The sequence below is a fragment of the Providencia sp. PROV268 genome (genome assembly GCF_028477805.1).
GTDB lineage: Bacteria > Pseudomonadota > Gammaproteobacteria > Enterobacterales > Enterobacteriaceae > Providencia > Providencia stuartii.
Genome location: NZ_JAMPLW010000019.1, coordinates 17,024 through 33,612, shown reverse-complemented (window position 1 = coordinate 33,612; position 16,589 = coordinate 17,024). Strand labels below are relative to the sequence as shown.

General features: G+C 37.5%; 12 protein-coding genes. 7 read left to right on the top strand and 5 right to left on the bottom strand.

All coding sequences use genetic code 11. The annotated features are described in order from the left end of the window. Positions 1-77: 77 nt before the first annotated feature. Entirely contained in the window at positions 78-830 is a 753-nt protein-coding gene (locus tag PR699_RS14435; RefSeq protein ID WP_102957342.1) for a hypothetical protein, read from the bottom strand. A 1,283-nt stretch (positions 831-2,113) separates the two neighbouring features. On the opposite strand from PR699_RS14435, the gene PR699_RS14430 reads away from it, so the two are divergent. Then, positions 2,114-2,743: a LysE family translocator gene (locus PR699_RS14430; protein WP_004921590.1), complete on the top strand. Its 630-nt coding sequence runs from the start codon at positions 2,114-2,116 to the stop codon at positions 2,741-2,743. A 342-nt stretch (positions 2,744-3,085) separates the two neighbouring features. On the opposite strand, the gene PR699_RS14425 is transcribed toward PR699_RS14430, so the two are convergent. After that, a complete protein-coding gene (locus tag PR699_RS14425) occupies positions 3,086-3,364 on the bottom strand; it encodes a hypothetical protein (protein ID WP_041705021.1) in 279 nt (92 codons plus the stop codon). 425 nt (positions 3,365-3,789) lie between these two features. On the opposite strand from PR699_RS14425, the gene PR699_RS14420 reads away from it, so the two are divergent. Continuing rightward, positions 3,790-4,266, top strand: coding sequence for a GNAT family N-acetyltransferase (locus tag PR699_RS14420; RefSeq protein ID WP_014656366.1), 477 nt, complete (start codon positions 3,790-3,792; stop codon positions 4,264-4,266). 143 nt (positions 4,267-4,409) lie between these two features. Here PR699_RS14420 and PR699_RS14415 read toward each other — a convergent pair whose 3' ends face one another. After that, entirely contained in the window at positions 4,410-5,303 is an 894-nt protein-coding gene (locus PR699_RS14415; protein WP_014656367.1) for a hypothetical protein, read from the bottom strand. Between the two features lie 409 nt (positions 5,304-5,712). On the opposite strand from PR699_RS14415, the gene PR699_RS14410 reads away from it, so the two are divergent. Further along, a complete protein-coding gene (locus tag PR699_RS14410) occupies positions 5,713-6,654 on the top strand; it encodes an ATP-grasp fold amidoligase family protein (RefSeq protein WP_014656368.1) in 942 nt (313 codons plus the stop codon). 67 nt (positions 6,655-6,721) lie between these two features. On the opposite strand, the gene PR699_RS14405 is transcribed toward PR699_RS14410, so the two are convergent. Together PR699_RS14405 and prpR are read right to left on the bottom strand one after the other, a co-directional pair. Next, positions 6,722-7,864: an MFS transporter gene (locus PR699_RS14405; RefSeq protein WP_004921609.1), complete on the bottom strand. Its 1,143-nt coding sequence runs from the start codon at positions 7,862-7,864 to the stop codon at positions 6,722-6,724. A 652-nt stretch (positions 7,865-8,516) separates the two neighbouring features. Beyond that, on the bottom strand, positions 8,517-10,106 hold the full coding sequence (gene prpR / locus PR699_RS14400) for a propionate catabolism operon regulatory protein PrpR (RefSeq protein ID WP_004921616.1): 1,590 nt from the start codon (positions 10,104-10,106) through the stop codon (positions 8,517-8,519). Positions 10,107-10,361: 255 nt separating this feature from the next. Here prpR and prpB point away from each other — a divergent pair, with 255 nt between their 5' ends. From prpB to mdlC, 4 genes are all read left to right on the top strand, one after another. Next, complete coding sequence (prpB, locus tag PR699_RS14395; protein WP_014656371.1) at positions 10,362-11,246, top strand: methylisocitrate lyase; 885 nt, start codon at positions 10,362-10,364, stop codon at positions 11,244-11,246. Between the two features lie 46 nt (positions 11,247-11,292). Continuing rightward, positions 11,293-12,456 (top strand): 2-methylcitrate synthase, encoded by a 1,164-nt coding sequence (gene prpC / locus PR699_RS14390; RefSeq protein ID WP_014656372.1) that lies wholly within the window; start codon positions 11,293-11,295, stop codon positions 12,454-12,456. A gap of 14 nt (positions 12,457-12,470) precedes the next feature. Further along, positions 12,471-13,919, top strand: coding sequence for a bifunctional 2-methylcitrate dehydratase/aconitate hydratase (locus PR699_RS14385; protein ID WP_272577856.1), 1,449 nt, complete (start codon positions 12,471-12,473; stop codon positions 13,917-13,919). 996 nt (positions 13,920-14,915) lie between these two features. Next, positions 14,916-16,547, top strand: coding sequence for a benzoylformate decarboxylase (gene mdlC / locus PR699_RS14380; protein WP_014656373.1), 1,632 nt, complete (start codon positions 14,916-14,918; stop codon positions 16,545-16,547). The last annotated feature ends 42 nt before the right edge of the window (positions 16,548-16,589 follow it).

Below are 16,589 nucleotides of genomic sequence, written 5' to 3'. Positions count from 1 at the left end.
CCTCATAGTTAAATTATATGTGGGGTTTGATTTTACTTTTCCCTAGATAATGACTCGATTATTCTATTTTCTATTTTCTATTTTTTTTTGGTTTGAAGATAAAGAGTTCTTTTTTCTTGAAAAAAAACCATAGAATTATTAATTTTATCTTGGATATAATTAGGTAGTTCCTGATCTTTTACTGAGAGCGCACCAGAACTATTATTAATTCTAGCACTTTTCCATCCTCTATTAGAATTTATTTTAACAGGGCATAAATGTAGAAATCTAAGATATTTAATATAAATAAATAACTCACTACCCACTTTAACAAAGTCAAACTCAATAGCCTTATTTAAATATATATTTAAGTCATCATTATCATCAGTCTTATCTAAAAGAATCAATAACTGTCGCTGTTCCTTAGGATGAGGATTATAACCTAATAAATAACCTCTCAAATTTTTAATGGCTTTAATTATTTCTTTACTTTCCTCATAAGAAAAATAATTTAAATTAACTTCATATACATATGATAAAACTCTAAAGCTAACTGATGCTAAATATTTATTTAACCTATAATCATATTCAAACTCTTTTTTCTCATTATATTCTAAAGGATAAAAGATTTCTTTAGAAAAATAACTCTCCCAGCTACTAAAAATAGATTCACATTTCTTACAAAGAAAATAAACTTTCTTTCCATCTTGAGATATCTTATTTGGATTTTCAGTTTTTCTAAGATGCCCTGTTAGTGCTGATAACTTTGCATATTTAAATATAAACCTAGGGAGTATGTGGCTTAACTCTAATTGATCACTATCCCTACATATACTCATATTCCACGCCATTTGATCTATAACCTATTCCTGAATTAAAAACATCCAAAAGCGTATTGAGCTTAGTTTATCAGGTTAACTACCATTAATAGACCATCATATTCCGTCAACTCTCTGATAGCAACTAACTTGATAATTATCTAATATCTAGAAAACCAAGCAAAAAGCATTTATTGACGTACATAAAATTAATTATTAAGTGTCATGTATTATAATATAAAGAAATAAATTAATACAGAATGAATATAATTTTCATTTAGTATAAATAAATTCGTATTAACGAATTTATGATTATAACAGCAAGACTAATAACGCTATTGTGTGCTACTAGCCAAAGGGATACAATATACAAATATCAACTTTAAGCAATAAGCAACCTAAAAATCAATCAAAATATTTTTAGGCACTTTTGAAAAGTTGAATTGAACATTAGCACTATAAAATCATTTAGTTACGCGACGAATTCAGACTCCGCCATCAATAATAACTTAAAAAACAGTAAGTTAGAGAAGCTGAGCAAACAGTAATATTACCTAGAATGCATACTAAATACACGTGCACTATAAGAAACAAGCCACTAATAACTTATAGTGGCTAATAGGACATGATGATTACCGTTTACTACGGAAAGACTCTAGCTTCCATATCATTTTTAAATAGCATAACAAAATAATGACTGAATAACCAAACATCATCCAATTAACAATCGTCTCTTCACTCTGTTTTGTTGTTAGATAAATACCATATGCGCCAACAATATAACAATAAACGATTAAAAATCGTCGTACATATATTAACTTGCTAGTTGGCCTAAACTTTGAGGAATACTGATTTCTAATCTTAAAATAAAAAACAATTCCCAATATGGTTAAGATAAAATAAATCGCATATGGAATCACTGAATAGGCTCTCCACTTGTACTGTACTTTTGTTCATTACCTTTATCATCCGTACATTTATATTATACTGAATTTTCATTGTCATCTGTAACAACAATATAAAGCTCACAGTCTTCAACAATATCTTTAATGTTAGATATTTTTTCTGATTCAGTAACAACCATAATGACATCATTTGACTTTTTATCTAGAAAAAATGCTTTATCGATGTCATCTTTTATGATTAAAGTTAATAAAAATCCGACTTAAGGCTCTTATATGAACGTGAAGTGTTGTGTGTCATTCTGGGTCGACAGATACAAAAAAGCCGCACTGGGCGACTTTCAAGATGATTGTTATTCTGCTTATATGTATGATTGGTATGCAAACATACATTAAAAACACTATTGGACAGATATGGAACTTTCAACTTTACTTCTTTTTATTCCTGCTTGTTTTGCTTTGAACCTAGCACCTGGGCCTAATAACCTGCTTTCTGTTAACAATGCAGTATACTATGGCTTTGCATACTCCTGTGCGGGGGGAATTGGTAGGTTGTTCGCATTTGTGATTATGCTTATTTTAGCTTCATTTGGTTTAGCTGTTGTCTTGCAGACATCAGAAGTCATTTTCAGCATAATCAAATTTGCTGGCGTTGCTTATCTTCTATGGCTTGCATACCAATTATGGAACTCTCCAACTGATGAGTTCAAATTTGAAGAAACCAAGAAAAATAGTTCGATAATAAAATTAGCAAGGCAAGAATTTTTGGTCGCAGCGGGAAATCCAAAGGCGATACTCATATTCACTGCCTTTCTTCCTCAATTCGTTAATCCACAACTACCAACTGAATCCCAATTTCTAGCACTTGGCTCTTTATTTTTGTTACTTGAATTCATTGCAATCATGCTCTATGCATGGTTAGGTTTACATATGAAGAAGTTACTAAGAAAACCAAATGCTAAAAAGGTTTTTAATCGCACCTGTTCTGGTCTATTAGCTAGTGCAGGCGTTGGGCTTCTAATTTCTCAAAAAGTGGCTAAATAATACAACATTTAAAAATTCATTAAATAAAAAGTCATCACTTAATTAAAGATGACTTTTTATCTTAATACCATTCAAGCAACAAGTTACTGCATCGGATTATTTCCAGAAATTAACCTTCAGCAGATAGTTTTAAAAATAACGTTTATCAGACCGCATTATAATTTTAATTAATACCCAGAACCTTAATTCATAATCAAGTCACAATATTTATCTACTGTATAGTAAAATTATCAGGTTTGTATTGATGTTCTAAATATTTTCCAGAATATGTTATCCCTCTCAGGCTTAAGACTGCGAAAAATGTAATGTATGCTAAAGCCTTTTCCTCATTAAAAAACATCATTACTTGGTCAAATACATCCAAAAGTCAGCGAAATTTTTACATTCTGTAGATATTGTTCCCGTTTCTTCCTCTTTTTCACACCGTGAGAGTATGTCACCATTCATAAGCACATTTTGTAAAAGAATATTGACCTCATCTTCACAATTTGCTGGCTCAGGATGTTTTTTACAAATACTATTTATTCTAGATAAATAATCATCATATCTATCTGTAGCGCCTAATACAGTACTACTCAATGATAATAGCATTGATATCACTAACCATCTTTTCGTATCCATCCCCTTTGGTTTAATTCAAACTCTAATTCAATCATAACTATAAGGCTATAAAAACCTATTTAAAAGAAATTATTATTATAACTCACATATAACAAATAGACCTTCAACAACTTCACTGATTATTCTTATCTTCGAAACGTGTTTGTAGACTCACTTTAAAAATAATGAATACTCATTTTCAATAGGCTATGATGGGCAAAAGTAATAATTGTTTTTTAGCTATATATCCATACACATATTAAAATTAATTTCATGTAACGACTCGAATACCCCCCCATTCTGCCATTATTACTAACATAGCCAGATCTATTAATCAGTATAAAATACACCATTCTTATTATCACTCACAGAGCATTTAAAACGTATTAATAGTGCGACTCTGTTGATAAACTATTACAATAAAAAATAATACGGTGATGATATACATGCTACCTCCTGCTAATTTTATTACTTTAACCAGCGAAATGGTTGAAGAGTGCGCAAAACTTTACTGTGAAACCTACAGCTCTGCTCCTTGGTTTGAACAATGGCCATCACATCACCCCATAATTGAGTTTATTACCCATCATTTAGGTAATAATTATTTTATGGGTTATGTTATACAGATAGAAAAGCGCATTGTTGGTGCTTGCCTTGGTTTTAAAAAACCATGGAATCAAGGGGTTGAATACTATATTGATGAGCTATTTATTCATCCTGATTTTCAGGGTAAAGGGCTAGGTAGTGCATTTATGCAATATATCGAACAGCAATGCGTTACATGCAATCTTAACGCTATTATTCTAAATACTGAGAAAGGTTTTCCATCGGAAAGTTATTATCGCCGTAATGGTTTTACAGTGCATGAAGGCTTAATTATTCTATCCAAATGGGTGACGACTGATAACCATAAAACAAAATAGTCGCTCGACAGGCCTTGTCTCTCTTTCCGCCCACCATTAAATAAACTTAATTGTGAATAATGGTGGACAAGAGGATCAGTCAATATAGAAATACTTTAATTTATTTTTATATACCATATAAAAACGCATAAAAGTGGTCATACCTAACCCGCATACTGTGCTATACCTGTATAACCTTTACCTTGATGTAGTTTATCGACTTTGCCAGTTGCTAAAGTGACCTGATAAACCCCGCCAAGTAAATCGGCAATATACATCAATTGAGCACTTTTATCGTACGTTAAGCCGATAGTTTCGTTAAAACCTCGGCAAATCACTCGATAATTAGCCAACCCATGCTCCGTCATTTCCGCACAATTTAGGCTATTACCATTTGGCTCCCCGCCCCTATCTGTCCAATACAGAATTTGCTTTTCTTCATCAATTAATAGGTCAATAGGCTCGGGAAGCTTGTCGAGTAATAATTCAATATCTTTCCTATCGGATGGATGATAATTGGCTTTTGGCTGTAATGGCACTCGAAATAAACGACCTAGCCCACCTTTTGCAGTACCTTTTTGTGTCCAATAGAGCCAATTATTTGCAACATCGAGGGCAATTCCCACACATTGGTCTAATATATCGACTTTACCTTGATTATTGCGTGGTCGTTCAACGTGAGTTTGTAAATCGGATCCATCGGTTTTGCATGAACTAATTTTCCCTCCTTCTCGGTCGCACCAATATAATCGTTGTGATTGTTGCTCAAGTTGAAGCTGTTTTGGCGTTCTGATTTGACCATTGCCTATCAGCATCTTTCTGGCTGTTCCATCAAAATTCATCACATTGATAGAGCCATCATCAGCATCAAAGTCATCTCCCATATTACTCCAGTAAATCAAACGTCTTACAGGATCAACATCTATACCATCAGGCGTACCACCCAACCCTTCAACGAGGTTGTGAGTCTCCCTCGTTGTTTTATTAAACTGTGTTATTGCAGGGTTGATTATATCGAGTAGCAATAAATAAGGCTGAGAAAATTCGTTAGTTTTCATCACTGTTACCTCATCATACATTTGATTAATTTTACGTTTTAAATATAGATGGTTAATCATTGATTAGCTAACTAATAGTTTCGAATTAAATTATTTCTTAAGGTTTAGCGGGGTTACGGGTGATACGATAACTTATCTCTAGGCTCAATTTATTGAGTATAAAAATAAAACGATGAATTTTGATATAAAAAAGGATAAATCTTAGGTGTAATACCTTAGACGAGTTAAGGTTATTGATTTTTTGTTTATATTAAAAGCAACCTTAAGAAAAAATTAATTATAAAAGCAGATTTATTAACAATAGCCCTCATATTTAATATCTATTTATGTTTAAAGAAATATAATCTTCAAACAATTTCAAATTGTAAAAAAATATTAAAAATAACATAAAGAATGGTTGGCGACTCATATGAAAAAAGTCGAATATTTACTCAAAAAACTACGTTCGGTAGTTATTAGTGATAAGCTCTATCTCACTAATAAGTTTAGGAAAAAAATCGGTTATACCCCTAATTTTGATACTCCCAAAAGCTTTAATGAGAAAGTCAATTATCGGATGATATATGACCGAAATCCGTTATATACACAATTAGCCGATAAACTGGCAGTCAGGGAATATGTTTCTCGAAAAATTGGGGACCAATATTTAGTACCAATTTTAGCCACCTATAATGACGTTAATGAAATCAATATTGATAAATTACCAGAACGTTTCGTATTGAAATGTAATCATGATAGTGGTAGTAGTGTTATTTGTGTCAATAAAGCACAATTTAATCTACAAAAAGCGAAAGACAAGCTTTCATTTCATTTAATGAAAAATTTGTATTACATCACGCGTGAACGGCATTATAAAAATATTAAAGCCAAAATAATTTGTGAATCATATATTGATCTGTTTGCAAACAAAAATAGAAAGCTCATTCCCGAGACCTGTCGTATCCACTGTTTTGCAGGTAAACCAATGTACGCAGAGATCGACTATAGCGATGAGTTGGGTAATGAGTTTATTAATATCTATGATACGCAATGGCAGCTGCAACCTGTGACATTTGGCTATCCGAATATGTTAGAGCCCGTTGCAGAGCCTCCGTTATTCCAAGAGATGCTAAGGTTGGCTCAGCGGCTTGTCAGCCCTTTTGACTATTGCCGTGCTGATTTTTTGATGTCAGAAGACACATTATATTTTAGCGAATTGACATTTGCACCAAATGCGGGCCGCACAGTCATTCAACCTTTATCATGGGATTTTCGACTAGGGGAAATGTGGCAACAACGCATTGTTGGGGCGACAGGTAATATTGAGGTTGGTGAAACATTAGCGGCTATCTCTTTTAATAAAAAGAAATAGCCCTATTTAATCGATAAAAGCCGTGTTAACTCAATGAACAACACGGCTTTTGGCTTAAACTTTATAGTTAATTTGCCAATACACCCGCTTTGCGACGCACACTGGCAATAAGCATATAAATAGTTGTAACCGTTAATACAATAAAGAAGAAGTTAACCAAACCATTATGTTGCTCTAAGAAGGTTCCAGCGACTAATGGACCCACAGCAGATCCCACACTATAGCTAAACAACATAACTTGAGTTGCCGCAACAATATAAGAAGAATCTAAATTGTCACAGGCCAACGTAATCGCAATTGGGTATAGTGCAAACGAAGACATCCCCAGCAGCGCCAATGCGACTATCATCACAAGGTAATCGTTAGAGATATAAATAATCCCCATTGCAAATACCCCCAGTAACGACACCATCGCTAACAGCAACGTTTTACTCATCATAATTGACAGTTTACTGACGACTGGCTGGATCAGCATACCGCCTAGAATAATTGATGCCATCAACACACCCACTTGTTGAGTGTTAAATGGGCCATTTTTTAATGATAAAGGCATTAACCCATAAATTGTTCCCATCAAAATTCCGGATGTCATACAACCAATCATTGCAGGCTTACTGAGACGAGCAATTTTTTTCAATGATAGTTTTTGATGCGAATCACATGCTGGTTGCCCCTGACGAAATAACAGTGGTGGTAAAACGGCAAGCAGTAATAGCCCAAGCACAACCATAAATGGATAAGCGCCTTGAGTGCCAATAACACCAATAGCCAACTGCCCCAATGTGGTTCCACCATAAAGAGATGTCATATAAAAACTGAGGCGTTTCGCTCGCTCTTTAGGGCTGTCACCAATCAGGAGCCACGATTCAACAACCACGAAAATCCCAGCGACGGCAATCCCCGCAATCAAACGGTTTGGTAACCAAGCAGAAATGTTCGGTGTCCACGGCAAAATAACCACGGTTGCCGCCAACATTAATAAAAAAGCAATAAATGAGAGACGATGACCTATTTTAGCAATAATAGGTTCGATCATCATTGACCCAATTAATAAACCAATATAGTAGGCACTAGCTAACCAGCCCGCATAACTTGTATCGATATTAAAGCCACCCATTGATAATGGGATAAGGCTCATTAGATACCCCGAAGCAATTGCAAAAATGGTCAAGCCCGCGACAGGTACAAATGTACTGTCTTGTTTGCGCATTAATGTAGAGGCCTGTTTCACGACCTACTCTCCCACTGACAAAATAAATAATGACTCGCCATCATTCAAATAACAGCATTGTTGACTGGGTTTATTCGCACTAGTCACATTGTTACTTAATGCACTTAACCATTCAGACTTGGCCAACTAACTACAGATTGAATTATTTTGAGTCTCTGCGCTGCATTCATCGGGGGGCCACGCGGCAATATTGAGTACCCAAAAGATACCCAGTCCGGCGACTAGTGCAGGTGTTTAAATAAAATGGTAAGACTAATTTGGCGGCAATATAGAACTTTAATGGGGTAAATTAAAATGAGAAAAACTAATGCTCACTAGTAAAAATATTTATGTGAGAAAAATCACAATTTTTCTTGGGAAAGTGTTGTTGGCCGCAAAGGCAATAAAAATAAAAATACCTTTTAAAACAACTAATTAAAAGCGAGCCCTTCAATAAAAGCAATAGCACTGATTGATTGAATTTTAACCACAATCATATTGATAAATTTTATTGGTTATCTATTAAAAAATATTTTATTACAATATTGTGCTGCGCCATTTGATCATTAAAGATACTTACTAGGATTAATTATCTTTTTTATTCATTTTTATAATTGAAAATCGTATTTATCGGCAATTAACGTCGTTTGAATTAATTTTGTTCGTTTTCCTGTTTTAATCTCCGCCATAATGTTGTGCGGCTTATTCCTAAATAACGTGCAACGGCTTGTCTATCCCCTTTAAAATAATCCATCACCTCAGAAAGTGAGGCACCGACTTGCTTAGCTTGTGTAAAATCCGCCGTCACCGTTTCACGTTCAGGCGATAAACTTACCAACATCGTTTGCGTAATCGCTTTATCTGGATATGCGCTGCAATATAACGCCACTCGTTCCATTAAGTTGCGTAATTCACGCACGTTACCCGGCCATAAATAGTGCTTAAAAAAATCACGGCAACTAAATAGTTGCTGAACTCTAAATGCGGGCAGTGATTGTTGTAAGCCAGCAAATGCCAGTTTTAGTAGCCGCTCTGCTAGCATATAGATATCCTCTCCGCGTTCATGTAATGAAGGTACTTTCATGCGCAAAACACCCAGTCGATAAAATAAATCGGCTCTAAAACGCCCTTCTTTTACCCAATTATCAAGGTCACAGTGGGTCGCACAAATAACACGGACGTTCACCTGTAATGGGCGATATCCGCCAATACGTACCACCGTCATTTCTTCCAATACCCTTAACAACCGAGTTTGCAACGCTAATGGCATTTCCCCTATTTCATCTAAAAATAAGGTGCCGCCATTTGCCATTTCAAATAAACCTGCTCGCCCTCCGCGCCGAGAGCCAGTAAATGCTCCTTCTTCATAGCCAAATAGCTCTGCTTCTAATAAATTTTCAGGGATAGCACCACAGTTGACAGCAACAAATGGCATAGGTGCCTTTCTTTTATGCTGATTAAATAATCGATATTCATGATGGATAGCTTGCGCCACCATTTCCTTTCCTGTGCCACTTTCCCCTTGAATTAACACTGTTGCCTCAGAGCGCGCGTAAAGCATAATCTCTTGGCGTACTCGTTCCATTAAAGGGGAAGCACCAATTAAGTCATTGATTGTATGTCGTACTTTGGTTGTGTTTTCTGGCTGATAACCGATTGGTGTGGTTTTTTGATCGTAAGAAATGCGACTTAATTCAATAGCATCGTAAAAAGCTTGGCGTATTGTTTCGGTTGAATAAATAAAGATCCCCGTCATTCCCAACTCTTGGGCAAGATCCATAATCAGCCCTGCACCAACAACCACATTGATCCCCATGGCTTTTAATGACTTTAATTGCGCCCTTGCATCCTCTGCGGTGATATAGCTACGTTGTTCAATGCGCAAACCAAAGTTTCTTTGAAACTCATCTAATGAAGGGATAATTTTTTGATAATTAATAATGCCAACTTTATGACTGATCTCACGTGCTTTCGCGAGCGCTTGCATCACATCGAATCCACTGACTTTAACGATGATCACCGGAACCGATACGTGACTTTTTAAGTAAGCGCCATTTGAACCAGCACTAATTATTGCATCACAATGCCCGGTTTTGAGCCGTTCACGCACCTCTTCTGCCGCCTGCTCAAACCCCATATTGAGTGGTGTTATCTCCGCTTGAGCGCTAAATTCTGGGCTGATATCACGAAATAGTGTAAATAATCGAGAGACAGAAACTGTCCAAATAATTGGTTTTTGCATAAGTTTGATCCTGAAACCCAATTACGTTTCATATAATGTTTCAATAGACATTAGCACTGTTTCATTGAAACAACACAATGGCTTTATACAAAACTCCAAGTTAGCTCACAAAAACAACACTATTCACATCTAATTGATTTTCAATAAATAAAATAATTATCCCATTATTCGGCGATTATGGCACGGCACTTGCTACGCATAATTAAAACAAACTCAGCTACACTTTATTAGCACTTTGATAACATGAGGCTTTCTATGTCATCTATTTCAGCCGGACAAGCGTTTCGTAATGCATTGGATAGTGAAACACCTCTACAGCTAGTTGGCACGATCAATGCCAATCATGCCTTACTTGCCCAGCGTGCAGGTTACAAAGCCATTTATCTTTCTGGTGGTGGCGTAGCGGCTGGCTCTTTAGGCTTACCCGATTTAGGAATTTCCACTTTAGACGATGTTTTAATTGATATTCGGCGCATCACCGATGTGTGTGATCTCCCTTTAATGGTAGATGCCGATATTGGTTTTGGCCCCTCCGCATTTAATGTCGCTAGGACAATGAAATCTATCTATAAAGCAGGTGCAGCCGGCCTACATTTAGAAGATCAGGTCGGAGCAAAACGTTGTGGTCACCGACCAAACAAAGAAATAGTCTCTACACAAGAGATGGTTGACCGCATTAAAGCTGCGGTCGATGCACGTGTTGATGATAATTTTGTGATCATGGCTCGGACTGATGCTCTCGCCGTTGAAGGGTTAGAGGCCGCTCTAGAAAGAGCGCATGCCTATATCGAAGCGGGGGCTGATATGCTCTTCCCTGAGGCAATAACCGAATTAAGCATGTATCAACAATTCGTCAATCATACTCAAGTACCTGTCCTTGCCAATCTGACTGAGTTTGGGAAAACCCCACTCTTTACCCTTGATGAGTTACGCAGTGTTGGCATTGCGATTGCGCTGTATCCCCTTTCTGCTTTCCGTGCGATGAATAAAGCCGCAGAACAGGTTTATACCACTTTACGTCAAGAGGGTACGCAAAAAAGTGTTGTGCCAATCATGCAGACCCGTGACGAGTTGTACCAAAGTATTAACTATTACGATTATGAACAAAAATTAGATGCCTTATTTTCACAACAGAAATAATTAATTCAATAAAACACGTTGTGTAAACCCTACAAAGGATGATCCGATGACTGAACAACTGAACACTTCTAACACATCGCAATTTAAACCCAAAAAATCCGTTGCACTTTCAGGTATCGCGGCCGGGAATACCGCACTTTGTACTGTCGGTAAAAATGGCAATGATTTGCACTACCGAGGCTATGATATACACGATCTCGCTACTCAGTGTGAATTTGAAGAGGTCGCTTACCTCCTCATTCATGAAAAGCTCCCCACGGGCTCTGAGTTAACGGCTTATAAAGAAAAATTAAAGGCATTAAGGGGCTTACCCGCCAGTGTAAAACAAACCTTAGAATCAATCCCTGCAAATGCCCATCCCATGGATGTGATGCGTACAGGCGTTTCTGTCATGGGTTGTGTTTTACCTGAAAAAGAGGCGCACACATTAGCCGGAGCCAAAGAGATTGCTGACAGGTTACTTGCCTCTCTCGGCTCCATGCTGCTGTATTGGTATCACTTTAGCCATCATGGACGCCGAATTGAAACAGAAACCGATGATGAGTCGATTGGCGCACATTTTCTGCATCTTTTACACGGTAAGAAGCCACCAGCGCAGTGGGAACGTTTCATGCACATAGCCTCTATTCTCTATGCTGAACATGAATTTAATGCCTCCACTTTTGCTGCTCGTGTCATTGCCGGAACAGGCACCGATTTTTACTCTGCAATAACAGGAGCAATCGCAGCATTACGTGGGCCTAAGCATGGTGGAGCAAATGAGGTTTCTTTAGAGATACAACAACGCTATGCCTCTATTGAGGAAGCGGAACGCGATATTATGGCGCGTCTCGCTAAATCAGAGGTGATCATCGGCTTCGGTCATCCCGTTTATACCCTTGCAGATCCCCGTCACCCCATTATTAAATCGGTAGCACTGCAACTGTCTGAGCAAAGTTTAAACCGTCAACTTTATGATATCGCACACCATTTAGAGTCGGTGATGAAGCGTGAAAAAAATATGTTCCCGAATTTAGATTGGTTCTCCGCAGTCACTTATCATTTGATGGGAATTCCGACCGCCATGTTTACCCCACTGTTTGTTATGGCACGAACCGCAGGTTGGTCTGCACACATCATCGAGCAGCGCCAAGATAATAAAATTATTCGCCCTTCTGCTAACTATATTGGCCCAGAAAACAAACTATTTACTCGCATGGAACAGCGTTAATAAGGATCATATCAATGACAACAGCTACCTTAAATCAGCAAGAATTCGATAAAGTGATCAGTGATATCGTCGATTATGTCACCGAATATCCCATCGTCTCTGACTTAGCTTATGACACCGCCTATTATTGCTTTCTAGACACGCTTGGTTGCGGTATGGAGTCGCTCGAGTATCCTGCATGTAAAAAATTGCTCGGTCCTATCGTTCCAGGTACGGTCGTGCCTAATGGCGCAAAAGTACCTGGCACGCAATTTCAACTCGACCCTGTACAGGCCGCTTTCAATATTGGCACCATGATCCGCTGGTTAGATTTTAATGATACTTGGCTTGCCGCTGAGTGGGGCCATCCCTCTGATAACTTAGGCGGTATTCTCGCGGTCGCGGATTGGTTATCGCGAGAAGCGCTCGCAAAAGGTAAACCACCTTTAACAATTCGGCATGTGCTCACCGCTATGATCAAAGCACATGAAATTCAAGGATGTATCGCCTTAGAAAATGCCTTTAATAAGGTAGGGCTTGACCATGTTATTTTAGTCAAAGTAGCCTCTACCGCCGTCGTAGCACAGATGTTAGGACTCAATCGCGAAGAGATATTAAATGCGTTATCCCTCGCTTGGATTGACGGCCACAGTTTACGTACTTATCGACATGCACCAAATACAGGTTCGCGTAAATCATGGGCTGCGGGGGATGCAACCTCTCGAGCAGTTCGGCTAGCTCTTATGGCACAAAAAGGTGAAATGGGCTATCCCAGCGCACTAACCGCAAAAACATGGGGCTTCTATGATGCGCTGTTTAATGGGCAAGCTTTCCGTTTCCAACGCCCCTATGGCTCTTATGTTATGGAGAATGTGCTGTTTAAAATTTCGTTCCCTGCTGAATTCCATGCACAAACTGCGGTGGAAGCTGCATTACAACTGCATGAGCAATTAAAATCACTTGGTAAAAGTGCTGATGATATTGAGAGCGTATCGATACGCACCCATGAAGCTTGTGTACGGATTATTGATAAACAAGGGCCACTTAATAACCCAGCTGACCGAGACCACTGTATTCAATATATGGTTGCGATCCCACTGATTTTTGGGCGTTTAACCGCTGCTGACTATGAAGATAATATTGCTAATGACCCACGTATTGATAACTTACGTAGCAAAATAGTTTGCCGTGAAGAGCCTAGCTTCACACAGGATTACCATGATCCAGAGAAGCGCTCTATCGCCAATGGGTTAACGATTAAGCTTAAAGATGGTCAATGCCTTGATGAAGTATTAATCGAATACCCAGTTGGCCACAAACGTCGCCGTAAAGAAGGGATCCCTCTACTATTAAAGAAATACAGGACCAATCTAGCGCGTCAGTTCCCTGAAACGCAACAAAGACGAATTCTTGCTGCATCACTTGATAAGCCATTGCTTGAAGCGATGCCGGTCAATGCGTTTATGGACTTGTTTGTTATTTAATCATTATGACCAAATATGGGGACCCCTGTCCCCATAATCGACTCATCCCCAATTTTCTTAAATGAAATATCCCTTTAATAGCGATAGATTTTAGTTTTAATTCTATTGAATAAACCTAAAAGGATATTATACACCGATTTCCTATGGTTACTTTAATACTCGTAGCTTCTGCAACTGCCTATGCAGATACTTGTGATAATTTTGTAGTTGATACTGGTTTTATCATATGAATTACCTTTGATTCAATATGTACACATTTAACAGTGAGTCCAATATTACTTCTCAAAATCAGCGAAGCCGACCTCCATTTTTATTTTAATCCATCAAAAGCAATTATCGGTTCATCTGTTAAAAGTTAATGTTAATTTACGTTATCTTAATGCATTAGATGGAAAAAGAATTAATTATTCCCAATATACAGCAATCAGTGATGCAGCACCGATAAAAACAGTTAAAATTCATAAATAGCACAATTAAACGAATATGATTGATTTTATTAACAAACTCATCCAAATAAAAAATCAGAACAGATAATAGAAATAAACCTTAAAATTCAATTGATTGATTTTATGGACAATGTTTACTTAAATAAAAAACCAACTGATAAAATACCTTATAAGATATAAAAAAAATAAACTTAGCCTATAAGAAAAGCAATCATAAATAGACAAAATAAACGCAATATTATGTTTTTTTGAATTAATCCTTACACCTTATCAAACAAAACCACTCAATAAATAATAATCAAAAGTAAATAGTTATTAAATCTAAAACAAATCTATTAATGATTGCGTTAATGTTTATAAATATCAATAGAGTTAATATTAAAATATTATAACTTCATTACATCTTAAATAACTGGTGTTATGATAAATAATCAAGCAACTAAACGAAATTAGATAGTTAACACTCTTCAAAATACCATTGGTGTTTTTCATTTAGCTAGAACCTGCATGACCAATATTAACTTTTATTAATTTAAGGAATTAGTACGATATGAAGACAAAAACTATCCGTGACGTCACCTTTGATTTATTACGTCAGCTTGAACTAACGACTTTATTTGGTAACCCAGGCTCAACAGAGGAGACTTTTTTAAAAAATTTCCCTAAAGATTTTCGTTACATTCAAACATTACACGAATCATCAGCGGTTGGTGCTGCCGACGGCTATGCTCAGGCGACTCGAAAACCAGCTATCGTCAACGTCCATACCTCCGCAGGCCTAAGTAACTCAATGAGTAATATTATGACTGCGGCACAGAATAAAACACCATTAATTATTACTGCGGGTAACCAAACTCGTGAAATGTTGTTAATGGAACCTTGGTTAACCAACGTTTCACCAACAGAACTGCCTAAACCTTGGATAAAATGGAGCTATGAACCTGTCAGAGCAGAAGATGTACCCGCTGCATTTATGCGCGCTTATGCAATGGCATTACAACCACCTGCTGGTCCTGTCTTTCTATCCATTCCGCTAGATGATTGGGATAAACCTGCATTAGGTGATGCTGTAGTACGCACTGTTGCATCACAATTTGCGCCAGACCCTATCCGGATTTCTCAATTTGCCGATAAGCTATCAACGGCTAAAAATCCAGCACTTATATATGGTTCTGGTATTGCTCGAGGGAAAGGCTGGGATATTGGGATCCAATTAGCAGAAAAATTGAATTGCCATGTATTCAGTGCCCCCGCGTCAGAGGTGCCCTCATTCCCTGAAAACCATCCTCTTTATGCTGGCGGATTGCCTTTTGCTATTCAACCGTTATCAGAAAAATTGAAAGGCTATGATGTCGCTATTGTTATTGGCGCACCGATATTTCGCTATTATCCTTATGTGGAAGGCGAATATATTCCCGAGGGGTTAAAATTACTGCATATTACTGATGACCCTAATGAATCTGGAAGAGCTCCTGTTGGTGATAGTTTGTTATCTAGCCCGGTGTTAGCATTAGAAGCATTACTCAATCTAGTGCCAAAACGCTCAATAACACCACCTAAAGTTCCGCAACAACATCACAGAATGTCACCTCACCCAGCAGCACCGCCATTACCACATAAAGGTCAACAGCTTTCTGCATTAGAATTATTTCAAGGGTTACGTGAGTTTACTCCCGAAAATACTGTGTTAATCGAAGAATCACCCTCTAATCTTGGTGAATTGCATACCGCATGGCCTATTGATAAGCCAGACTCTTTCTACACTTTTGCAAGTGGAAGCCTTGGCTGGAATTTACCCGCAAGTATTGGTATCGCATTAGCAGAAAGAGATAGCGGTAGAAATCGTCCTGTTCTAGCCATTATCGGTGATGGTTCTTTGCAATATTCAATTCAAGGCCTATGGACAGCTGCTCAACTTAAGCTACCTATATTGTTTGTTGTACCACGAAACTATGAATATGCGATCTTGAAATCCTTTGCTGAATTAGAAGATTCCCCAGGCGTTCCGGGCCTTGACTTGCCTGATATAGATATCACTTCTTTAGCTAAAGGTTATGGTTGTGTTGGCGTACGTGCTGAAACAATAGATGAGATAAGCCAAATATGTAAGGTGGCATTTTCACGTTCAGTTCCTACCGTGATTGAAGTTCCTATTATTCCTACGACACCTCCTTTGTTGTAATTAAATAAACTTGAGGCGCAATGCGTGTTATTGCGCCTTTTT